Source organism: Shewanella maritima, from assembly GCF_004295345.1.
Taxonomy (GTDB): Bacteria; Pseudomonadota; Gammaproteobacteria; order Enterobacterales; family Shewanellaceae; genus Shewanella; species Shewanella maritima.
Genome location: NZ_CP036200.1, coordinates 3,451,423 through 3,474,973, shown reverse-complemented (window position 1 = coordinate 3,474,973; position 23,551 = coordinate 3,451,423). Strand labels below are relative to the sequence as shown.

Annotated in this window: 23 protein-coding genes; 13 read left to right on the top strand and 10 right to left on the bottom strand. The window is 44.7% G+C overall.

From position 1 onward, the window contains the following. Positions 1–24 precede the first annotated feature (24 nt). The 10 genes from EXU30_RS14750 to EXU30_RS14705 all read right to left on the bottom strand — a co-directional run bounded on the left by EXU30_RS14750 (position 25) and on the right by EXU30_RS14705 (position 10,704). Positions 25–270 (bottom strand): DUF3297 family protein, encoded by a 246-nt coding sequence (locus tag EXU30_RS14750; protein WP_130601285.1) that lies wholly within the window; start codon positions 268–270, stop codon positions 25–27. Between the two features lie 130 nt (positions 271–400). Beyond that, the gene (locus EXU30_RS14745; RefSeq protein ID WP_130601283.1) at positions 401–1,366 is read right to left on the bottom strand and encodes an ABC transporter substrate-binding protein; all 966 of its coding nucleotides are present in this window, start codon (positions 1,364–1,366) and stop codon (positions 401–403) included. A 336-nt stretch (positions 1,367–1,702) separates the two neighbouring features. Continuing rightward, a complete protein-coding gene (locus EXU30_RS14740; RefSeq protein ID WP_130601281.1) occupies positions 1,703–2,131 on the bottom strand; it encodes a CBS domain-containing protein in 429 nt (142 codons plus the stop codon). Between the two features lie 258 nt (positions 2,132–2,389). Further along, a complete protein-coding gene (locus EXU30_RS14735; RefSeq protein WP_130601279.1) occupies positions 2,390–3,598 on the bottom strand; it encodes an acetyltransferase domain-containing protein in 1,209 nt (402 codons plus the stop codon). A 159-nt stretch (positions 3,599–3,757) separates the two neighbouring features. Continuing rightward, positions 3,758–5,029 (bottom strand): DUF3526 domain-containing protein, encoded by a 1,272-nt coding sequence (locus EXU30_RS14730; protein WP_130601277.1) that lies wholly within the window; start codon positions 5,027–5,029, stop codon positions 3,758–3,760. Further along, on the bottom strand, positions 5,029–6,450 hold the full coding sequence (locus EXU30_RS14725; RefSeq protein WP_130601275.1) for a DUF3526 domain-containing protein: 1,422 nt from the start codon (positions 6,448–6,450) through the stop codon (positions 5,029–5,031). Before EXU30_RS14725 ends, EXU30_RS14730 begins: the two co-directional genes overlap by 1 nt. Next, positions 6,447–7,169, bottom strand: a complete 723-nt coding sequence (locus EXU30_RS14720) for an ABC transporter ATP-binding protein (RefSeq protein WP_130601273.1) — start codon at positions 7,167–7,169, stop codon at positions 6,447–6,449. The genes EXU30_RS14725 and EXU30_RS14720 overlap by 4 nt, the downstream gene beginning before the upstream one ends. 190 nt (positions 7,170–7,359) lie before the next feature. Next, positions 7,360–9,177, bottom strand: coding sequence for a TonB-dependent siderophore receptor (locus EXU30_RS14715; RefSeq protein WP_130601271.1), 1,818 nt, complete (start codon positions 9,175–9,177; stop codon positions 7,360–7,362). Beyond that, positions 9,117–9,473, bottom strand: a complete 357-nt coding sequence (locus tag EXU30_RS20815) for a TonB-dependent receptor plug domain-containing protein (RefSeq protein WP_130601269.1) — start codon at positions 9,471–9,473, stop codon at positions 9,117–9,119. The genes EXU30_RS14715 and EXU30_RS20815 overlap by 61 nt, the downstream gene beginning before the upstream one ends. 337 nt (positions 9,474–9,810) lie before the next feature. After that, positions 9,811–10,704: a helix-turn-helix domain-containing protein gene (locus EXU30_RS14705; protein WP_130601267.1), complete on the bottom strand. Its 894-nt coding sequence runs from the start codon at positions 10,702–10,704 to the stop codon at positions 9,811–9,813. A 169-nt stretch (positions 10,705–10,873) separates the two neighbouring features. Between EXU30_RS14705 and EXU30_RS14700 the strand changes: the two genes are divergently transcribed. From EXU30_RS14700 to EXU30_RS14640, 13 genes are all read left to right on the top strand, one after another. Then, positions 10,874–12,250: an acyl-CoA dehydrogenase family protein gene (locus tag EXU30_RS14700; protein ID WP_242620226.1), complete on the top strand. Its 1,377-nt coding sequence runs from the start codon at positions 10,874–10,876 to the stop codon at positions 12,248–12,250. Further along, the gene (locus tag EXU30_RS20665) at positions 12,139–12,678 is read left to right on the top strand and encodes an acyl-CoA dehydrogenase C-terminal domain-containing protein (protein WP_242620416.1); all 540 of its coding nucleotides are present in this window, start codon (positions 12,139–12,141) and stop codon (positions 12,676–12,678) included. The genes EXU30_RS14700 and EXU30_RS20665 overlap by 112 nt, the downstream gene beginning before the upstream one ends. 398 nt (positions 12,679–13,076) lie before the next feature. Beyond that, on the top strand, positions 13,077–14,108 hold the full coding sequence (locus EXU30_RS14695; protein WP_130601265.1) for a CPBP family intramembrane glutamic endopeptidase: 1,032 nt from the start codon (positions 13,077–13,079) through the stop codon (positions 14,106–14,108). A gap of 1,333 nt (positions 14,109–15,441) precedes the next feature. Further along, positions 15,442–15,891: a hypothetical protein gene (locus tag EXU30_RS14685; RefSeq protein WP_130601261.1), complete on the top strand. Its 450-nt coding sequence runs from the start codon at positions 15,442–15,444 to the stop codon at positions 15,889–15,891. 108 nt (positions 15,892–15,999) lie between these two features. Next, a complete protein-coding gene (locus EXU30_RS14680) occupies positions 16,000–16,500 on the top strand; it encodes a Na+/H+ antiporter subunit E (protein WP_130601259.1) in 501 nt (166 codons plus the stop codon). Next, positions 16,500–16,796, top strand: a complete 297-nt coding sequence (locus EXU30_RS14675; protein WP_130601257.1) for an MrpF/PhaF family protein — start codon at positions 16,500–16,502, stop codon at positions 16,794–16,796. Before EXU30_RS14680 ends, EXU30_RS14675 begins: the two co-directional genes overlap by 1 nt. Beyond that, complete coding sequence (mnhG, locus tag EXU30_RS14670; RefSeq protein WP_130601255.1) at positions 16,793–17,134, top strand: monovalent cation/H(+) antiporter subunit G; 342 nt, start codon at positions 16,793–16,795, stop codon at positions 17,132–17,134. The genes EXU30_RS14675 and mnhG overlap by 4 nt, the downstream gene beginning before the upstream one ends. Before the next feature lie 26 nt (positions 17,135–17,160). Further along, positions 17,161–18,171: a Na(+)/H(+) antiporter subunit B gene (locus tag EXU30_RS14665; RefSeq protein ID WP_242620225.1), complete on the top strand. Its 1,011-nt coding sequence runs from the start codon at positions 17,161–17,163 to the stop codon at positions 18,169–18,171. Next, complete coding sequence (locus EXU30_RS14660) at positions 18,152–18,514, top strand: cation:proton antiporter subunit C (protein WP_130601251.1); 363 nt, start codon at positions 18,152–18,154, stop codon at positions 18,512–18,514. Before EXU30_RS14665 ends, EXU30_RS14660 begins: the two co-directional genes overlap by 20 nt. Further along, on the top strand, positions 18,514–19,989 hold the full coding sequence (locus EXU30_RS14655; protein ID WP_130601249.1) for a monovalent cation/H+ antiporter subunit D family protein: 1,476 nt from the start codon (positions 18,514–18,516) through the stop codon (positions 19,987–19,989). The genes EXU30_RS14660 and EXU30_RS14655 overlap by 1 nt, the downstream gene beginning before the upstream one ends. After that, the gene (locus EXU30_RS14650; protein WP_130601247.1) at positions 19,986–21,476 is read left to right on the top strand and encodes a monovalent cation/H+ antiporter subunit D family protein; all 1,491 of its coding nucleotides are present in this window, start codon (positions 19,986–19,988) and stop codon (positions 21,474–21,476) included. The genes EXU30_RS14655 and EXU30_RS14650 overlap by 4 nt, the downstream gene beginning before the upstream one ends. After that, complete coding sequence (locus EXU30_RS14645) at positions 21,466–21,837, top strand: hypothetical protein (RefSeq protein WP_242620224.1); 372 nt, start codon at positions 21,466–21,468, stop codon at positions 21,835–21,837. The genes EXU30_RS14650 and EXU30_RS14645 overlap by 11 nt, the downstream gene beginning before the upstream one ends. Beyond that, positions 21,824–23,524 (top strand): Na(+)/H(+) antiporter subunit D, encoded by a 1,701-nt coding sequence (locus EXU30_RS14640; RefSeq protein ID WP_130601245.1) that lies wholly within the window; start codon positions 21,824–21,826, stop codon positions 23,522–23,524. The genes EXU30_RS14645 and EXU30_RS14640 overlap by 14 nt, the downstream gene beginning before the upstream one ends. Positions 23,525–23,551: the final 27 nt, after the last annotated feature.

Below are 23,551 nucleotides of genomic sequence, written 5' to 3'. Positions count from 1 at the left end.
TTATCGAAGCAAGTAATTACATACTTACTTATAAAAAGCTTCAATTTCGCCTTTTACTTTCATCAATAGCGGCTGCCCACGACGGTCTAGGGCCTTAGTTGATGCCACTTTAACCCAACCTTCGCTGATGCAATATTCTTCAACATCAAAACGCTCTTTACCGTTTACCTTGATACCAATGTCATACTGGAAAATTTCAGCAACATGGTGTGGGCTACGTGGGTTAATCGAAAGTTGATCTGGCAATTCAGGCTTAGTTGTCTCAGTCATGGTGTTATCCAATAAGTAAAATCTTGGCGTATTTTAGGCAATCACGTGCCAATGCTCAATCTACTTATCACGCTAACTCAACTTAAGTCGCAAATAATAGCTAACCACAAGCTCATAATGCCAAGCCAATTCAGTTTTTTATCTGAGCTTTTTGTTTGATATCGGCTGGCAACACAATACCCCATCGCGCTAGCTCAGCTTGGCTAAACACAAACGCGCCACGCTTAGGAGTGGCAATAGCTGGCATTTTGCCCGTCCGTAAAAAAGTATTCACATGGGAAGCTGCAGTTTCGCCCTGCTCTAACGCGCTGATCAGCAAGCCGCCAATGGCTTTGTCTTTACCTACCGAGTACGACCAGAAGGCAAATACCGGGAGCTCACTATTTGCGCTTGTCCAGCGCGTGACTTCATCAATCGGCACGTGCCGCCCATGCTCTTTAAGCCTTGCGTATACGCCAACAATAATCGCATCAAACTCTTGTTCCGGCGCTCGCTCAACCAGTTGCTGCCAATGGGAATAATCTTGAGCCCCGACTATATCGACTTCGACACCCGACAGACTTTGGCGCAGCTGACTATCGAAACTGCTATCAATAATTGCATCTGACGTAACAGACTTATCCATCATGACCAGCACTTTTTTCACTTTAGGCATAACCTTAGTCACTAGCACTGCTGAGCGCTTGAGCAAAGGGCGCTCTAATACACCAGAGGAAAATTCAGTCATTGCAATGTACTGACGAGGGTTAGCATTTATACCAAGGAACACGAACGGGATCCGATGCTCTACTAATTTGGGGCCAACATGCTTTAATGCATTATCGTCGGCTAATACCACCACATCGGCCTGTTTCGCTTGAATAAACTGCCAAGCTTGCTCGGTGACTTGTGCAAACTCACTAGGCGGTCGACGTTTGGTATCCATCTCGAACTCATGCACAGAGGCATCAGCGATGACACGATTAAAACCCTCGCGATATTCGACCACCCAAGGGTATTCAAAATGATAACTATGAATAAATACCAGCTCAGCTGACACTCCATAGCCTGATATTAGCAATAACAAGCCTGCAATCAGATGCGTTAGCCACTTCATATTGAGCCCCACAGCATAAATAGAAGTATTGGGACGCCTAATCCTTATAGAATAGTTTTGATTATTACTTTCAGAGTATTAATGCATGCCTACTAACAATGGGTAAACTGCACCTATCAACGCTAAAGCAGATGTAAGTAGCCCCTGTATTAACTCTAGAATAAAAAGTCGAATCCCACGACTTTAGCTTGTTGCTTGCAGCAATAATTTGCCGCCAGTGATGTTCCAAAATCTTTACTCTAGATTATTCCAAAACATGCCAGCCACTTCGCTATGACTCACTCCGCTGCTCCCTATTGCCGATCAAGATTGCCTCTAGCTAGTATGTAGCTGGGTTTATAGAGACTGCTTGACCAATAACACCTGGCACAACTTCACAAAGTCTGATGATGTCACAATGCCCTGCACCTTGTTGTGCTCATCAATTACTGGCAAACAGCCCAATTTATTGTCGATAAAGTACTGCACTACAACCGTAAGTGGCTCATCTAATCCTAATTTTTGTGCATCTGTTTCCATGATTTCCGCAATGGGCACAAAGCGCTCTTTTCTATCAAGCGCGCCCTGACCATATTTGTTAAGCGTGGTTAGGACTATTGAAATCATCTTCTTATGGGTGAGCAATCCCACAAACTCCCCAGTAGACTCAGAAATCACAGGCAGATGCCTAACACTGCGACTTTGCATCAACAAATGAGCATCCTTTAAGCTCGCTGCATCACTTATGCATATTGGGTTTGCAGTCATAATATCGCTAACGCGCATACAAAACTCCTCCATTTGGTGTCGCTATTCAAGTTACTTGCCATCAGCCTTGCTCATTGTTTAATCAAGTATAACCAACAACTAACTCAGTCTAAATGCTATGCTCGACATTTGAGACATCAAACATTTAAACCTAATGCAAAACTGCCAGTTAACTCCATACAGTTAAACAAAACCAAAAAAAAGCGACCCTCGAGATATACACAGGGTCACTTGATTTGGTTGGTTCAACTGTTTACTTTACAGGCCGACTAATATTTACAGATATTTCACCCACCACACAGTTGTACGTTTTTTGTAATCAGAAAATGCTTTGGTTGGGAAGTACAGCAATACAGCTAATATTGTGGTGGCGAGCCAAATCTGGCCGACCGAGTCAAAGCCATAATACATGCCTTGATTCCAGCCAAAATCTTTGACTTTAGTTGCACCAAATACCGCCTCAAGCACAGCATACGCCACAAGTAATACGTACAAATGCAAAATGTAGAAAAACATAGGCGCAGAACCAAATGACTCAACCACCTGACTCACACGATTATTTACGCGCTCTAATGCAGCCAGAATCAATAGCATAAAACCAAGGGTTAATAGCATAAAGCCAAGTGATGGCGGGTACTTAGAAAAATTAATCATGGACTTGAAACTCTCAAGCCAATCATTGCCCACAACCCAAGGCAACTCTTCACCAGCAATATTAAAACCACGTAAAAATGCAATTAATGCAAGTGCAGCGACGCCGCTGATAAACAGTACTTTTTGGCGTTTATCTGAATTTGCGTTTTTAGAAAACAACGGCCCAATAAAATAGCCAAGACACATAACGCCAAACCAACCCAGTACAGGGAAGCCACCAGCACGCACTTGCACAGGCCCATTCTCGACCAGCCAGCCGCCGTCATGCAGAATAGTCCACAAGCTATAACCCAACTCATGAGCCTCAAAACTAATAGGGTCAAGTAAACGGTTAAAGAACAATAGACCAAAGCCGACTGCGCCAATCACCCAGTAGTTAGCATGTACTAACAGTCCCAGCAGCACCATACACACACCAATGGTCCAAATTATTTGCAAATAAAGTACGTCATAGCTGCCAAGCCATGAGTAATTCACTAACGCAATCTCAATAAAGATTAAGAACAAACCACGTTTAACCAAAAATGAAGTGGGGCTACGATAAGGCTTGTTGGCGGGATGTGAATACAGCCACGCCGACAACCCGGTTAAAAAGACAAAGGTTGGCGCACACAAATGAGCAAGCGTACGCGTGAAGAACATTTCCGTGCTGGTATCGCTCAAGTCCATCGGGTTAGAGACCTGGTTGTGATACATAAAGCGCTCACGCGTGTGATCGAGCAGCATAATAAGCATCACGATACCACGCATGATATCAATTGAAGCAATGCGTTTTTTAATATGCTCTGCGTGGGTTTGTACTGCTGCAATTGGCGTATTGTTGTTATTCATTATAATTACTAAAACTTATCGTTATATTTAACGTCATCGCTTAAACGCTTAAAATTGATACCGCCATAGCAGCCGGTATCAAATCATAAAGTTTGAGCGAATCCACAAAGATGTAGAGGGGACTGAATAAGCTCGCCCTCACAACTTCAAAGCAAAACGCTATAAATGTGAAAACTCAGGAAGCTTTGCCATCTCCTGTTGGTCAAACTCAGCCTCACCAAATAACCTTGGATAATAAAAGTGCCTCATGGTCTGATGATAATCGCGAACGCTTTGCTCATAAGCGACTGCAGCTTGAGTATCTGTTTGTGCAATGGATGCAATCAGGCGTTGAGTAAACATCGGTGGGGATAGCAGCGCAAAACGCCCTGCTAACGTATCTTTAGCTATCTTTGCATCGCGAAAGCCTTGCGACAACTCATGCGTTTTTAAATCGCCGACATGCTGGAAAGCGTAGTACCACTTCCAATTGAAACCCTTTTCAGGTGGTTTGGTAGCAAGTTCTCGCCATTGAGGGTAATCAGTAAGGAACACATCCCATGTCTCTTTAGCTGGCAAATCCCAAGCATCATTAACAGCTTCTCGCTGAGTTAACACTATGTCACCACCATTTGGGCTATCTATCATATGATTGATAGCCATATCGCTAGCAACTGGCACCAACACAGTAACGGCGAGCCATGCAGACAGCAGCACTGACGCAATTTGGGCCGAAGTTTGTTTTTGTGCAAAGCTGCTCGCGGTATACCACAGCACCATTAACGACCAAAAAACAAGGTGACCTATCACGACTAGCGCCATAGAGGCAGTTAGCTTAATAGGCGTTTGTGACCAAAGTGCACCAGCTAGCAAAGGTAATATCAAAGCAAGCATCAACGCGCTAGTAAGCACGAGTGCTCTTGCTAGCCATAAATGCTTCCATGTACCAGCAGTCGAAATCAACAAATCATAACGCCCTGATGATCGCTCAGCAGCTCGCATATCATGCAATAGTAAAATCACGAATAAGGGTAAAAGCACGCTAGCTAAGAAGGCAAAGTCAAAACGCCCAACAAATGATAATTCAGGGTTAGCCGCATCGGTTTCGTAAATTTGTCCTTCTAGCGCCAACAGACGAATGCGATGCTTCCAAGGATGAATATCACGTTGACCAATCGCAGCAAATGCGGCACTTGATGGCTCAGAGTACGTTAAGTGAAAACTGTAGTAGCCTGCACTGCCATAATCTGACTTTTTGGTGAGAATATGCGCACGCTCTTGCGCATCTTTTTCAATTAAACGCTCAATGGTCTTAGATTGTGCTTGAGACTCCAAAATACCAGACCAAACCGCAAACACTGAAAGCGAAAACACAATAGACAATATCGCTAGCACATAGCGCTGTTTAAAAAGAAACCTAGTTTCTCTTTTAATGTGTGCTAAATAACTCATCAACTCACTCTCCTTAACGCCAAGCGCATCGACAGTCCAACTAGCAATAACCAAAACAGTAACTGCGCTGCATAAGGCAAGCTTCGCGCCACCCGAGTTGATGCTGAATCAGGCTTAAATGAGAACGTTGACAGCAGTTCCCAGTTGCTAGACTCTACGCGTGATGCAGGATCATCATATCCTTTCATATCGTCTTCATAGGTCATGTCGTCGGTTTGGATTTTGTTTAACGACTGCACAAAGTCGTATCGCAGGGTTTCTGCTTCTCGCAAAAAGCGATGATGAGTTTCAATACTGCTGCCAGCGATCACCATAGATAATGAACGCATTGCTGTCGTTGGTGACAGCCAACCGAATTGGCGAGCAATAAGGGCTTGGTTTAGTTCCTCAGCCATGCGTTGCTCGGCAAATTCATTTAGCACCGTAGTGAGTTTCTCTTCAAAAATTTGCACTGCTGTACCACGAAAGTTAAACGGCAAATCTTCAATTTTATCAACATTATACTTACTAAATAATTCTTGCTTTAACTGGTCAAAAGCAGGATCAGAAACATTGTGTCCATTACCAAGCTTTTCTAGCTCTTTGGTGACAATGAAGTCGGTTTCCAATTTTCCCGGAGTGGGTGCAATAGCTGAAGCGCCTGTACTGGCTATTCGAGGAGTCAAAATACATAGCACAATCCACAGTCCCACCAGCGTCGTAAAGCTAGCGCTACTTCTTTTATGCATGGCTGATGCGGCAATCACAATGCCACTCCAAATCAGAATGTATACAAGGTAGCCAAACACAAAACTCAAACTAGTCAGCAGCGCCTCACCATTTGATGCAGCCCAAATCACTGCGATTACAAGGGGTACAAGCATTAACAAACCACTTCCAGCTAAGGCGAACAACTTACCTAGCATTAAGCTCCACAGGCTGACACCTTGTGTAAGCATAATATTTAACGTTCCAGCTTCTTTCTCTCGGGTAATACTGGCGTAACCAACCAAGATAATGAACAGAGGCACAATCACCTGAAGCAAAAAGCTTGGAGTGAGATTACTAAAATGCGTCATGCCAGAGGCTTGCCCTTGCTCGGCGAACATAGGTGTATTTTGCTTGTGGCCTTCTAAGAAAATCGATGAGCCACTATAGTCATCTACGCCTGGCTCAATAATGCTAAGCGGTGCTGGCGTTCTAAACACATAGTGACCATAGTGCACCATACGATGCGGGTGTCGGTCAGGTTGTTCTAAAAATCGCGACTCAGAGGTATGTTGCAGATGTTCGCGCTCATGGGTGGCATGTTGCATCTCGACTGTATTGACAATAGCGGCTACCAGAGTGAGTGCTATCCCCATAAAAATAACGCTAACGGCAAGGCGAGTGCGCTTCCAAAAACGCCATTCGTCAGCCATGATGAGCTTAATTGGAGTCATGACTTACCTCGATTAGAGAACGCAGTATGCACCACTTCGGTATCGATTCGTTCACCCTCTCCACGCTCAAACATGCCCACTATGCGTCCCTGATCAAGCAAGCCAATTCGATGAGCAATTTGGCAGGCGCCATACACGTCATGGGTCACCATAAATACTGTGGTGCCTTCTGCCGCTAGGGTCGCAATTAGCTGGTTAAACTCATCAATGGCATTTGGGTCTAGGCCCGAGGTTGGCTCATCCAAAAACAGTACAGGTGCTTCACGTAGCAATGCCAATGCAATTGCTGTTTTTTGACGCATCCCCTTAGAATAGTGAGACATTTCACGGTGCCATGCTTCTTGCTGCAATGCTACGCGAACTAAAGCTTGTTCAATCTCAGTACTAGAGCGGTCCACATTTGCCAATGACAAGAAATATTCAATATTTTCAACACCTGTCAAATGTCCATAAAGGGTGACTGACTCAGGCAAATAGGCAACCTTACGGCGGATTTGGTCAATATCTTCTGCCACGTCCATTCCAAGTACGCTGGCACTACCACTGCTTGATTTAACAGTCCCTAGAAATGTTTTAAGCGTGGTTGACTTGCCCGCGCCATTGCCACCAAGAAGCGCAAACACCTCTCCTTCACCAATGGAAAAATCGACGTGTTCAAGTACTGTTTGATTATTGAAACTAACGCTTAATGATGACGCTTTAACTATCTCTTTATTCACAAATAAGTTCTCTTGTTTTTATCATTAATCAATGCTCTACGCCCATTGATGCAACCAAAAACTAAGCTGTCGATAGAACAAACAAAGCCGGCAAAATGCCGGCTAATACTAAACCAAAACAAGGCAATGATACTAGGTAACATTTTATATTTTTGGCTTGTTCAGGTTGGTTTGCTCAGAATCTGCTTACCTAAAAGGTGTACTTAACTGAGGCTTTGAACGTACGCGGAGCTCCCGGCATCGTCCAGGCTCGTTGGTACGAATTGATGTAATACTCCTCGTTAAACAGGTTTTCGATGTTAAAGCTCAACTCCAAGCTGTCGTTTAAGCTGACATTGGCAAACAAATTCAACAGTTGGTAGCTAGGAAGCTTGAAATCTTGATCGGTAAAGTCACCCACTTGCTCACCAACGTACTTAGCAATGAAGCCTGCATTACCTTCGTAGTTACCAATTTCAGCAAAGTGACGCACGATTAAACTCCCGCTATGTTTAGGTACATTGGCAAGGCCAGCACCTTTTTTAATCGGCGCACCCCATAACTTAATATCCTTAGCATTTTGCGCATCGATGTATGCATACGCTAATGACACCAATGTGTCTTCGGTTAAGTCATAAGCCAAATCAAGCTCAAAGCCCTTACTAGTTGCTTCCCCAATAGCCTCTGTTGAGCCATCTCCCGAAGGAGCACTGGCTAGAATATTGAATTTTTTAGTGTCAAAAATTGCTGCAGTGCCGCGTAAACCCAGTGCTTGCGAATCCCACTTAATCCCCAACTCATAAGAGTGACTTTGCTCTGGGTCATGGGCATTTCCCTTGGTATCAACACCAGCATTGGGGCGAGCACCTTCAGAGTAACTGGCATAAACACGCGCATCATTTGAAAGCTCATACACTAAGCCAAAGCGCGGGTTAAAAAAGGAGTAAGAACTTTTGACAGTATTGGTGTCACCTAATCGATTTGTGATCTCTTGACTGAAGTTGTCATAACGCATCCCAAACATCGCTTTCCACTTATCAGATAGATCAATCTGATCTTGGAAATACACGCCTTGACCTTTTTGCAACTCAACATCGTTGATGTTATCCCCCATCGCAGGCAGGTCTTTTGGATCGCGATATACTGGCTTGTCAAAGTCAATCGCATAATCACCTTTGTTGGCATTATCTCGGTATCGCAACACCACACGATCAAGTTCATACTCGTAGGCGTCACCGCCAACTAATAAGTTATGAGTCAGGCCTAATGTCTCAACTGAGCCACTAAACTCAAAACGTAGCGATAAATCTTCAGTATTAAAATCACGGTAACGACGCTGACGAGAAACCTGATTAGTTTCAGCAATATAGCCGGTAGCCTCTGTCGCTGTACCTTGGAATTGTGACGTACGATAACTTGCACCTGCGGTTAATGCCCAATCATTCTCAAAATCGTGCTGCACCTGGACTTGGTGCCCTAGTGCCTTAATCTTTACTGGACCATCACCAGGCTCACCATAAAAGCGATTGCGATTAAACTCTTTCCCTTCAACAGCAACAATACCGCGATCCATCACAGCTTCTTGATCAACGAGTTCAAGCTCATAACTTACCTTGGTGTCACGGCTCAGTTCGTACAAGAAAGATGGCGTCAACACGGTTTTCTTGTTGTACACATGATCGCGATAGCTTTCTGCATCTTCATGGGCACCATTAATGCGAAACGCTAAATTGTCAGTAATCGCATTGGTATAGTCACCTTCTGCACGGTAAGTATTGAAGCTGCCGCCAGTTAATTTAAATGAACCAGCCTCTTCAAACTGGGGCTTTTTAGTAGTGATATTAATTGTGCCACCAGGCTCACCGCGGCCATATAGCGCTGAACTAGGTCCTTTTAGCACTTCAATCATTTCAACGTTCGACATATCACGGTTACCGCTATAGCCACGGCCAGCGTTAAACCCGTTAATCAAATAGCCAGATGGTGAGTTCTCGTCCCCGCAAAACCACGAATGGCGAACATGTCCCACAAGCCGCCAAAGTCGTTTTGACGGCTGACACCACTGACTAAATCTAAGGTATCCATAAGATTGGTAATGCCTGCAGCTTCAATGGTGTCATTATCAATTTTAACCACAGCTTGTGGCATGTCTTTTTCTTGTACATTGCCACGGTACGCCTGACGCATACCGGTCACCTGAATAACCTCAACATTTGCAGTTGAATCACTAGTGTCTTGATCGCTTGCCTGAGCGGCTAACGGCAATGTACATAACAATGGCAATAACACCATGCCTTTAGGCGCACGGGTAACTTCGTTGCTCATTAAAAAATCCTGTTTAGCTTATTTATGATGTTCACCTCTAATTAAGCGAGCTTCACATCAATCAGTATTGAAGGGGCACACTTAATACCTATGGATACGTGAGCTGCAGTCTCAATAACCAAAGTAAGTTAGGTATGCTGAATTGGGCTGTATGGTATTCGCTAAAAATAAATCAAACAAAAATGATACACAGTATCATGAAGGCGATCGCAGAACACAAAACCGTAACACAGAGTTACTTGCAATGAACTTACAAGTACTGTAACGAATGAAAATAGTTTTCATTTGAGAACGCGTCTAGCAAAGATACTTTAAGAGATATGTACAAAACTAACAGCTAATAGAAAAGCAGCGGGTGGCTCAACTCACCCTCAACTAGTTGAGATAAATCGAGATTTTCATCTTCTGGGAATAGAGTACTCACCGTTAAATACGGCTCAGACACAAAAGCATTTGGCCCTAGCGCGCCTACATTTTGGCTAACACTAAAAAACGTCTGCAACTGACCACTAAGCTCCATCTGCACCCGATAACTCGCCATAGGCTCTAGCTTTGCGCCGCGCTGTTGCCAATCATCAGGTACATTCGGAGTTTGAGCCAAACGATTCAATAACGCCTCAATGCCTTGGTCGCCATTCATCAAGGTCGCTTGTTGCAGCGACATCAAAATCACCGACAAGGTATCTTCCCAACCGCTGATAATATTGCCAGCGCCTTGCTGGCTAAACAAAAAATCAAAATGGTTATCTACCTGTTCAAGGGCTTGTTTGGAAACCACATTTTGAAAAAATCCTACCCAACCTTTATTGACCATAAGGATGTTAGTTGAAGCGTCCATCAGCATTGCAGGGTATGGATCGTAAGCCCTTAATGTCAGCATCATAGCCTTGCGAAGCCACTTTAGCTCGGGCGCGTGAAAGTCTATCTTTTTCGGCTGCGGCGTGAAGCCTGCTGACACCATCAAATTTAACGAATCGCGCTGCCCTAAGTCCATTGCCCTAGCTATCGCCTCGACCATGGTTTTACTTGGGTGTACGCGGCTATTCTCCATGCGGCTAATATGCCGAGCAGACGAATCTAAACTAAAGGCCAAATCTTCCTGACTCATGCGACGAACGCCACGCCAAAACTTCAGCATACGTCCAAACGCTAGCTCACTTCTTTGGTCATTGTTGACCCCATCTGACGCTGTTTTTTCACTGACTAGGCTGGACTCAATTTGCTTGGGCATTTCCTTTCACTCTGGCTGACTGATCTGGCTAATTGGTAACAACTTGACCTGATAGGTCATGTTATCTGCGCAAAGGCCACTGCACAATCTGTTCACTAAACAACTCAGGCTATTCGATAACAATACAGTCTGTTAGAGACAAAAACAGCAGCTTAACAGGGAACGAACTATGCCAGCTCCAATACTTTGCGAACGCGATCTAGAATTCATGCTTTATGAGCTATTTGATGCCGAAAGCCTTACCGCGCGCCCACGCTATCGTGACCACAACCGCGAAACTTTTACCATGGCGATGAATACATCACGCACCATTGCCGAGAAGTACTTTCTACCTATTCGTCAAAAGTTGGATAACTGCCAACCCACATTCGATGGCGAAAAAGTCCATCAACCCTTCGAGCTAAAAACCGCCATTGATGCAGTAATTGAATCTGGCTTAGCTGCAACCACAGCCGACTTTGAACTTGGCGGCATGCAGCTGCCGGGAATCGTTGCCAATGCTGTTAGCGCATATTTGAGTGCTGCAGGCGGCGTCGCAATGGGCTACACCGCGCTGACTAATGCTAACGCTAATTTAATTGATGCTCACGGCACACCAAAACAAATTGAAAAATGGGTCGTGCCTATGCGTGAGGGACGCTTTGCCGGCACTATGGCAATGACCGAGCCAGGCGCAGGCTCTGGGCTTGCCGACCTGACCACAACCGCCACAATCGATAGTGATGGCAACTACCGCATATCGGGTAACAAGATTTTTATCTCTGGCGGTGATCATAATCTCAATGAGAATATCGTCCACCTTGTGCTCGCAAGAGTAAAAGGCGCGCCTAAGGGCGTTAAAGGGATCTCGCTATTTATCGTGCCCAAATACTTAGTCAATGACGATGGCTCATTAGGCGAGTCAAATGAGGTCGCACTAGCAGGCTTGTTCCACAAAATGGGTGGCCGCGCGCAAACCTCAACTGCACTTAACTTTGGTGAAGATCAGGGCTCAATTGGTTATCTAGTGGGTGAAGAAAACAAAGGCCTTGCCTACATGTTCCACATGATGAACGAAGCGCGTATTCTTGTCGGTACAGGCGCTGCAACCAATGCCTTAACTGGCTTTCAGTACTCACTCGATTACGCCAAAGAGCGCCCACAAGGTCGGTTACTATCAGAAAAAGATCCGCACTCGCCACCAGTTAGCATCATCGAACATAGCGACGTTCGCCGTATGCTGCTCGCACAAAAAGCCTATGCTGAAGGCGCCTATGCTTTGTGTTTGTTTGGCACCCAGCTTGCCGATGATGAGCGCACTGCGCCGACTGAGCAAGAGCGCAAAGATGCTTATACCCTACTCGACTTTTTAACGCCCATTATTAAAAGCTGGCCATCAGAATATGGCCCAAAGCTAACGACCTTGCTATTCAAGTGCTGGGCGGCCATGGCTATATTAATGAGCATCCAGTCGAGCAGCTATACCGCGACAATCGACTTAATCCTATTCACGAAGGCACAACAGGGATTCAATCGCTGGATCTGCTCGGCCGTAAAGTGCCAATGAACAACTTCGCAGGCTATAAAGCGTGTCTTGCAGAAATGAGGAACACCATTGAGAAAACTAAATTAACAGGCTCGCTGGAAAGCTATGGCACCGAGCTCGCTCAAGCTATCGATACGCTAGTTAAGACCACAGAAACCGTCATGAGCGCTACCCGAACGATGAATATTGATGCAGCATTTTCCAACTCGGTGAAGTACTTGGAGGTGTTTGGACATGTAGTCATCGCCTGGCTATGGCTTAAGCAAGGCTTAGTGGCTGACAAAGCCCTAAAAGCGCAGCCACATGAAAGTGACGCGCATTTCTATCACGGCAAGCTGCACACAATGCAGTACTTCTACCGCGCAGAGCTGCCGCAAATCTATCATTGGGCGAAGTTAGTGTCAGATCTCGACACCACTAACTTTGATATGCAACCAGAGTGGTTTTAAGTACTGTGAGTACTAAGATCAATTGTCAACTGCCAAGGGAAAACACAAGTTTACTCTGACCCAAATGTAAAAAAGTGCTGGCTTTGAGTCCGCACTTTTTTCACTGTCCCGATTGTAAAAGGTAACTTAAACCAGCTATTCAGGTTAGCATTTAACATCTTACTCTGACCCCAAATGCTACTGTTCCAGCCGCGACGAAACATCATAAGACGACTTGAAGACGCAAGCGTAAATGTTTCATGCCTACATAAAGCCTTACATTATTGATGCGATTGCCCAATTGACCATTCATGCGTAATAAACCCAAAATAGTGCGATACATATGGATACAAATAGCGCTCAGCATAGCTTCATTAGCTGAATAACTAGAATGACTCTTATCGTTAAAGGATTAGCAAATGGAATGGTTGAAAAGCGTTTCAACTCGGTACCCAATTTTAACTTTTATTTTCATCAGTATTAGCTTTACCTGGGCGGTGTGGTTTAGTGTCCCGTTTATTGCTGGAGACAATTGGGCGTTAGGCCGAATTGTGGTTGGCGCAGGTTTTGGGCCTGCGATCGCGGCAATTGTACTTAATCATCTCAGTGGCACTGGGACTCAGATAGGCACAAAAAATTGGTGGCTTTGCTTTGTCGTTTTTTTCACGATTTTACTTGGTCTTTACTTCTCGATTCTTGTGACTGGCGATGCGATATCAGCAGAGTCCTTTAGCAACGCTAAACCTGTGGGCTTCAGCGTCACCAGCATTCTAGCTTCTATCATCTCTGCCAGTGTCGGCAGCTTTATTATCGCTTGTTTACTCTGTAGTCGCTCAATTGCACTGAATTCATTGAACAAATGGCGCATATCGTACAAATGGTGGCTAGTTGCATTGTTTTTGCCAGCGTTATGGATGACTCTAGGCCTTTTGGTTGCTCAACAACAAGATGCAACCATAACTCCTATTTCGCACAGCCTTGAACAATCTACCTGGCTACTCTTTATTGCTCGCTCAATATTGCTCACTTTTTTAGTTGTGGCAATTGGTGAGGAATCAGGGTGGCGAGCCTGGATGCTACCTAAGCTTCAAGAAAGGTTCAGTCCTCTACTGAGTACTGTTTTTGTTGGCATTGTGTGGGGAGTTTGGCATTTGCCCTTGTTTTTAATTGGCCAATACGATGACCCACCAGAAATGATATTCGCCAAAACAGGTGCTTGCATCATGTTAGGTGTCATTTTTACCTGGCTATATAACCGTAGCGGAGGAAGCCTATTAATGGCGGTAGTCCTTCATACAACGATGAACAATACCCCGAAAATATTACCGTTTTCGGAGCAAATGGGCATATTCTTGCTGCTGGCGGTTATTTCAATGATTGTTGTTGATCGGATGTGGAGAACCAACAAAAGTGATGAGCTTGCTCAGCACGTAAACAGGGCATTGAATTAACTACAACTATATCCTCTCAGAACTACGGGCAAGTTTACTCTGACCCAGATGTTAAAAAGTGCTGGCCTATAATCCAGCGCTTTCTACTTTCTACTTTCTACTTTCTGCTTTCTGCTTTCTGCTTTCTGCTTTCTGCTTTCTGCTTTCTGCTTTCTGCTTTCTGCTTTCTGCTTTCTGCTTTCTGCTTTCTGCTTTCTGCTTTCTGCTTTCTAGATTAAAAAAGCTATTTAAGCCTAATATTAAGATCAGCATTTAACATCTTACTCTGACCCAAATGTTATGACCCAAATGTTAAAGCGCTAATTAGTGATTGGCGCACTAGTGAGAGAAGCCTATTCAATCACTGATTTTAGCGATTCTACTTAACGATTGTTAGAAACTAATTTTTAATACGCTGCTTAAACTAGCACAGAAAAACAAATCATAAAGTTGAGGTATTACAACAATATAAAGTAGAGCTTTTATTCAATTAAGACAGGGAAGTAAACAAGTTAACATTCAAGCAAAGAACATTATAAAGCGGGTCATTCAAGCCGATATATTTTCACGCTAACTGCGACTCCTCCAATCAAGATTAGTGATGAAGTACTCCATATTTTGGCAAGCTAACTTTATAGCAACGAGTTTGCCGTTAACGTCTTTCAATTAATACTCCCTCACCTTATATAACGAGCATAAAAAACAGCTCTAAATAACAAAAAAAACATCAAGACCCTACAACCTATAAAAGCTCAACCATCAACTAAAAAAATAACTACCTCCAACAAGCATAATTACCACAACAAAACCACTGATGATGGGTTACCGTTAATCGACCACAAACCTTAAAATAAACTTAATTTAAAATTAAACCAAAATGAAAAGCAGCTTAACTTAACATAAATTAAAGCTTAACTTTGCCCACCTCAGACTCAAACTCTTGCCACAAGGGAGCTGCAGAGCAAAGAAAATAAGGGTTTCACCCTTCAACTCGGAAATTCCTCAGCATTAAGAAACAAAATCCGAGTTTACACAGGCTAAGTATTTAAACTTAAATATTTTGTGTTATAAATAACTTAGGTAGAGCGAGAGGAGTTGGTTTCACATTGATTTCATGTTGATTTAAGCAAGCACATTAATAAGTGACAACATGGCTACCCAATCAATACATGCCAACTAGGTAGTATTGATATTACACAGCAAAAAAAGGCAACTACACTAAAGTGTTAGGTTTCAAACCATAAGTCCTAATACTTTTAGCCGACACAAAAACTGACTGTGAATAGCAATGAATACTCTTAGCTCCGCTGATTAATAATCAATAATAAAATCAACATAAAACCAAGGTGTTTATATGAAGATGATACAGCGCTTGTTAGTAGTAATATTTACCCTATCTTTTCCATTTTCTGCTACCGCAAATAATGTGCAAGACGAGCAATTACTGCTTTCATCTTGTTTATCTCAAAAAGCTTCACAGACCAATACGGCAAACTCACCCTGCGCCTACTATATTCAAGGCTTTCTAGTTGGCTCATTGAACTCTAATCAACAATATGAATTGAGAACAACGTTCAGCGGATTTGAAGACCGAGCGTATCGAACACGTGTGGGGAACCAAACATCGAAAAGACATGCTACAGGCGTGTGCATACCATCAAATCAAAGCAAACAACAACTGCTTGATAACGTGGTCAATCGAACAATAACCCAACTGCCAACAACAACAGACTCAATACAGCTATTACATAAACAAATCTACCAAGCACTGGCTGCCGAATCAGCTTGTAATCAAGGTGGATAACAAACAATCACAACCTAAACTGTAGTGAGTCTATGCAGCTCACTGCGAACATTGCCTGACGATATGGTACAGCCAACTTAATAGAGCCATTAAAAGACGTGAAATACTATGACACAAGAAAATAACACCAGCTTTGTTCCAAGCCACAAGCTGAGTCTATTGCTAACCTTAGCGCTGTTTTGGTGGATCAACTCCAACTACAGTAATCCTCTGCTGCTGTCACTAGGTGCGGCATCCATCATGCTGGTGTTGTATATATCTCAAAAAATGGATGTGATTGACCATGAATCTCAGCCAATCCACCTTTCAACCAGTATGCCAGGCTATATCTTATGGCTAGCAAAAGAGGTCATCTTATCTAACATCAATGTGGTCAAACGTATTTGGCTAGGCAACACGAGTATCGCGCCAACCTTAACCACCATTGATACTCGTCAGCGTACCGACATCAATAAAGTCATTTACGCCAACTCTATTACCCTTACTCCAGGTACCGTTGCCATCGACTTAATTGACGATCAACTCACCGTTCACGCCTTGCACAAGGCTGATATCGACACACTAAAAGCCGGCGAGATGGACCGCCGTGTAAGAGAGCTAGAAAAATAATGTTAGCTGCAGCCACCATTGCCATTCTCGTCGTGATGTTGCTAGCGATACTTCGCTGCATCGTCGGTCCAACCCTTTACGATCGCATATTAGCCTTCAATATGTTTGGTACTAAAACCGTACTGCTGATCTCTGTATTGGGCTTTTTAATGGGTCGCCCAGAGTTTCTCGACATCGCGCTCGTCTATGCACTGATTAACTTTATCAGTGTTATTGGCGTGCTACGTTTTTCAGACTCAGCAGAGTTCAAGGTCACGCCCTATGAACACGAGTCAAGCAAGGGAGATGAGAAATGAGCCTGTTTCTGGAAATCAGCAGCGCCATATGCCTATTTGTAGGCAGCTTTCTATGTCTATCTGGTGGGGTTGGCATCTTACGCTTTCCTGACTTCTACACCCGAATGCATGCGGTAAGTGTCACCGATACATTAGGTGCAGGCTTAGTCCTATTGGGCTTAATGCTGCAAACCCCAAGCGGTATGGTGCTAATTAAACTCATCTTAATTTTAGTATTTACCCTATTTATCAACCCGTCTGCTAGCCATGCACTAGCTAAAGCGGCGCTTCACAATGGCTTAGAGCCTAAGCAGCACAAAGACGCCGATGAGGGAGGAAACACGTCATCGAAACTATAGTTGATATTGTACTGCTCACCTTTTTAGTGGTGATTGCAATCGCAATCGTTCGCACCAGAGACTTGCTAGCAGTCGTTATGTTAACCGGTATTTATGGTCTACTTTCAGCCAGCTTTTTTGTGGTGCTCGATGCTGTTGATGTCGCCTTTACTGAAGCCTCTGTCGGTGCCGGTATATCTGGGCTTTTGATGTTAACCGCCATTACCATGACTGGTCGCAAAGAACAGTCTGGACGTCATAAGCCGTTCCTTGCCTTGTTTGTGGTTTTGGTTACAGGTGGCATGTTGATTTACGGCACGCTAGATATGCCTTATTTCGGCGCCGTTGATGCTCCTGTTCATATGCATGTAGCACCGCGCTATATTCATGACTCCATGCAAGAGGTCGGTGTGCCAAACATTGTTACTGCGGTATTAGGCAGCTACCGTGCCTTTGATACCTTAGGTGAAGTTGCGGTTATCTTTACCGCTGGCATAGGTGTGCTGTCATTACTTGCCTTACCTAGACGCAGCAAACAAGCCAAGTCAGATGAAGCGACCGTAGAGCAAATGCATGAGCGTCACATGGTATTACGTATTGTCAGCAAGGCGTTAATTCCGTTCATCTTACTATTTGCGCTATATGTGCAATTCCACGGTGACTTTGGTCCCGGCGGCGGATTCCAGGCTGGGGTAATCTTTGCCGCGGCAATCATTCTCTACACCATGCTCTTTGGCTTAGACACCGCCAAGCGCGTATTCAACCAAGGGCTAATTAGGCTACTTGCCGCAATCGGATTACTGCTTTATGCCTGCGTTGGTGTGGTTTCTATGCTCAACGGTGCTAATTTCCTCGACTATGACGTATTAGCTGAGGATCCGGTCGCTGGTCAGCACTTAGGCATTCTACTCATTGAACTCGGCGTGGGTATCACGGTGACATCTGTGATGCTAATTATCTTCTTCAGCTTTGCTGGACGTCGACAAGCGCAACAAAAAACTGCAGAGCATAACGGCACTGAACAACAAGGGGAGCAAGATGTTTCTCGGACTCTATAACTATTGGATTGTGGTGCTGCTAATGATGATAGGTTTCTACATCGTTATCGCCCACGGTAACTTGATTAAAAAACTGGTTGGACTGACGATTTTCCAAACCTCGGTATTTATTTTCTACATTACTGTCGGCATGGTTGAGCGCGGCAGCGCACCGATTTTAGCCGAAGGGATTAGCGACTACTCTAACCCACTTCCCCATGTGCTTATTCTAACTGCCATTGTTGTTGGTATTGCGACGACCGCCCTTGGTTTAGCGTTGGCGGTAAGAATTAAAGAAGCTTATGGCTGCGTTGAAGAGGACGAAATCCAAAAACAAGATCTGCTTAACGAGGACAATTCATAGTGCTAGCTCACCTGCCTATTTTACAAGTTGTGCTGCCACTGATTGCAGCCCCGTTATGCTTGTTTATCAACCGTTCTAAATTGGTGTGGATCTTTGCCTTATTAGTGAGTGTGGCGGCCTGTGTAAACAGTGTACTGCTGCTTGCTGAGGTAATGAAAACCGGCACTATCATCTATGAGCTCGGGGGCTGGGAAGCACCTTGGGGCATTGAATACCGCATTGATAAGCTCAATGCTTTCCTACTGCTGATTATTTCAACTATCGGTGCAGTAGTGTTATTTGCGGCCAACAAGAGTATTCATAAAGAACTCAGCGAAGACCGCCACACCCTGTTCTATAGTTTATACCTGCTATCGCTAACCGGTATGTTTGGTATTGTCGCGACCGGTGATGCGTTCAATGTATTTGTATTTTTGGAAATATCATCACTGTCAGCCTACGCGTTAATCGCCCTTGGGCGTGATAGACGTGCACTGTGGGCAGCCTACCAATACCTGATCATGGGGACTATTGGTGCGACCTTTATTTTGATTGGTATCGGTATGTTGTATCAAATGACCGGTACGCTCAATATGAACGATTTAGCTACGCGATTGGCGGACGTTGGACAAAACCGTACTGTGTTTGCTGCGTTTGCATTTGTACTAGTGGGGATTTGTTTAAAGCTGGCACTGTTTCCACTGCACCTGTGGTTACCTAATGCCTACGCCTACGCACCATCAATTGTCACCGCATTTTTAGCAGCAACCTCCACTAAAGTCGCGGTGTACCTGCTGATCCGTTTCACTTTTACTGTATTTGGCATTTCGTTCTCATTCTCGAGTTTGCCACTGCAAAGTATCTTGATGGTATTAGGGTTAGTTGGGGTATTTGCCGCCTCTATCGCTGCTATTTACCAAAAGAACGTCAAGCATATTTTGGCCTACTCCAGTATCGCGCAAGTAGGCTATATGATCATCGGTTACTCCATTAATACCAGTACCGGCGTGATGGCCACCTTATTGCACCTGTTTAACCACGCGTTAATGAAAGGCGCACTGTTTTTAGCCCTTGGCGCGGTAATGTATCGCATCGGTAGCGTTCAATTGAGTCAACTCCAAGGCTTAGGTAGACAGATGCCACTCACCATGTCAGCCATTGTTGTTGGCGGGTTAAGCTTAATTGGTGTGCCATTAACCGTGGGCTTTGTCAGTAAGTGGTATCTGCTTATTGCCACCGTTGAAGCAGGCATGTGGCCTGTCGCCGTGCTTATCCTACTCGGCTCAATATTAGCCGTGGTCTATATTTGGCGAATCGTCGAAGCCGCCTACTTCAAACCACCAATTCCTGGACGTGAAGTCAAAGAGGCGCCTTGGTCTTTCCTTGGTCCAATTTGGGCTTTGGTCATCGCTAATATCTATTTTGGTATTGATACTCGCCTGAGTGTGCAAGTAGCACAGGCGGCTTCTCAAAGTTTGTTTGGAATTAACCCATGAATCTTTCTTTGACGCTGATGTTACAGCTAACGATTTTATTACCTTTGTTTGCCACTGCAGCCATTGCCGTAACAGGAAGCAAACCTAACCTTCGAGAAGCGGTAACCATAACGACAAGCCTTGTGGTGCTGTACTGCGTGGTCAACCTTTATCAAGCACTGCAAGCGGGTACAAGCATTGAAGTAACCTGGTGGGAGCTCATGCCTGGCTTAGAGATAAGCTTTGTTGTTGAGCCGCTAGGAATGCTGTTTGCGTTAATCGCTAGCTTTCTTTGGATAATTACCACCATATACGCCATTGGCTATATGCGTGGTCATAACGAAGATAACCAAACCCGCTTCTTCATCTGTTTCGCACTGGCTATCAGTGCGGTAATGGCGTTGGCCTTTTCTGCCAACCTATTCACGCTGTTTGTGTTTTATGAAGTGTTGACCCTATCAACCTACCCGCTGGTCACCCATGCTGGAACTGATAAAGCTAAGCAAGGCGGTCGTGTTTACTTAGGGATCTTACTCAGTACTTCTATTGCTTTTTTCTTGCTCGCCATCATCCTTACTTGGATAGTCGGTGGCAGCCTAGAATTTAAAGCCGGCGGTGTGTTTGATGCCAATGTCAGCCCCACCATTGCAGGGGCAATATTGGTGCTGTTTATATTTGGTATCGGCAAAGCAGCCATTATGCCATTTCACCGCTGGTTGCCAGCGGCGATGGTTGCGCCAACGCCAGTCAGTGCATTACTTCACGCAGTTGCCGTGGTAAAAGCTGGGGTATTTACGGTACTCAAAGTCTGCATCTTTATCTTTGGCCTAGACTTACTACCTAAACTACCAACCACCGACTTTTTACTGCATTTGGCGGCGTTTTCAGTGCTAATGGCATCGGTTGTCGCCATGCAACAGGACAACCTCAAAGCACGATTAGCCTACTCAACAGTGAGTCAACTTGGCTATATCACCATTGGCGCACTGCTAGCCAATTCGTCAGGAGTGATAGGCAGCTCAATGCACATTGCCTCACATGCCTTTGGCAAAATCACTTTATTCTTTTGTGCCGGCGCAATCTTAGTTGCCGCCCACAAATCAAAAATCAGTGAAATGCGCGGCCTTGGCTACACCATGCCAATCACCATGGCGGCCTTTTTCATTGCCAGCCTGAGCATTATTGGCGTGCCTCCGACTGGCGGTACTTGGAGCAAATGGTTCTTATTGATGGGTACAGTTGAAACTGGCCACTGGGTGATTATGGCAACCTTAATGCTGAGCTCATTGCTCAACATCGCCTATCTATTACCTATTCCTTACCATGCGTTTTTCCCAGGTAAAGACTTCACGCCACCGACTGGCGGCATAAAAGAAGCGCCATTGCCTTCGCTAATCGCGTTAACTATTACCACGTTAGGCTGCTTGATTATGTTCATTCATCCACAGCCCTTTTATGAACTGGCGAAAGCTATCTTGACTGTATCAGGAGTCAGCCATGGACAATGAGAAGCAGTACTTCTTTGACAACCCTAAAAATATTCAGCGTATTTTATATGCACTGTACGCCTGCTGTGGCCTGCTTGTGGTACTTGATTTTGTGAACCACCGTCACGTTTACCATAGCTGGGAAAATCTACCGATTTTCTATCCCATTTATGGTTTCGTTGGCTGCGTTATCTTGGTGTTAATCGCCAAATGGATGCGTACCTTCTTAATGCGCCCAGAAGACTATTACGATGAAGTTGAAGCGCCAGAATCACTAACAAACTCTGAGTCTACAAGCTCTGACTCAGCACGCGATTCAGATAACGCTAACATCAACCAAGTTAACCCTACTCATAAAGGTGATCATAATGTGGATGCTTGAGCTACCGCCATTTGTACTGTTTTTAATCGGCGGCCTGATTGCAGCAACAACACGTGGAAAACTGCGTGGCGCATTGATGATCGCAATTCCAATTCTAAGTGGCTTACATCTGTGGACCGTACCTGAAGGTATCCATCTGCAAATGATGTTCTTGGACTATGAATTAGTCCCCTACCGTGCAGATAAGCTCAGCTTAATGTTCGGTTATATTTTCCATATTGCTGCGCTAATCGCGGTTGTCTACTCCTTGCATGTGAAAGATACTGTGCAGCAAGTCGCTGCCATGCTTTATGCGGGTAGTGCTATTGGTGCGGTGTTTGCTGGAGATCTGATCACCCTATTTGTATTTTGGGAATTACTTGCCTTTACCTCAGTATTTTTGATTTGGGCTCGCCGTACTCAGCGCGCATACAGCGCGGGTATGCGCTACCTAATCATGCAAGTACTCTCAGGTGTCATTTTGTTAATTGGCGCACTTTTCTATGTGGGCGAAACCGGCAGCATCAGCTTTGACTTTATTGGCTTAGAAGGCGTTGCAGGCTGGCTAATCTTCATCGCTTTTGGCATCAAGTGTGCGTTTCCTTTCGCTCACACCTGGCTTACCGACGCCTACCCAGAATCAACCCCAACCGGTACTGTGCTGCTAAGCGCATTCACTACCAAGGTAGCGGTTTATGCGTTAGCTCGCGGTTATCCTAGTACAGAGCTGCTCATATACATCGGCGCGGCAATGACCTGTTTCCCGATTTTCTTTGCGGTTATCGAGAACGATCTTCGCCGCGTGCTTGCCTATAGCTTGATTAACCAAGTTGGTTTTATGGTGGTAGGTATTGGTATCGGTACCGAACTGGCACTTAACGGCGCTGTGTCTCACGCATTTAACGATGTGATATTTAAAGGCTTACTGTTTATGAGCATGGGCGCAGTGCTGCATATGACAGGCCGAATCAATGGCTCAGATCTTGGCGGTCTGTATAAAACCATGCCCAAAACCACCATTTTATGTATTGTCGGCGCGGCCTCTATTTCAGCCTTCCCGCTATTTAGTGGTTTCGTCAGTAAATCGATGGTGATGTCAGCTGCCATTGAAGGTGGACATGATTGGGTTTGGTTGATGCTGCTATTTGCTTCTGCAGGCGTATTCCACCACGCAGGTATTAAGATCCCTTACTTTGCATTCTTCGCCCACGACTCAGGTATTCGAGCTAACGACCCACCAAGCAATATGCTGTGGGCAATGTTTATTGCGGCGTGTCTATGTATTGGTATTGGTATCTATCCATCAGCACTATACTCGCTGCTGCCTTACGATACAGGTTACAACCCTTATGATGCGACACACGTGCTAGCACAAACTCAGCTGTTACTATTCTCAGCACTGGCCTTTGTATGGTTGAACTTAAAGAACATGTATCCGCCAGAACTGCGCTCAACCCATTTGGACGTAGACTGGGTATACCGTCGCCTTATGCCTAATATCGTGCAGCGTATGTTTGCCGTTATCTGGAAGGTGGATGGCAAACTACGCCAAGCAGCATTAGGTAAGCTGAGCCAATGCCAAGCATTTTTAGCTCGCCAACATAAAGGCAATGGTAGCTTTATCTCTAGCGCCTACCCTTCAGGTAACATGGTGCTGTGGGTCGCAGTGATTCTCGCAGCCTACCTGTTTATTGGTTTTATCAGATAAAACATACACATAACCAATAAAAACGCG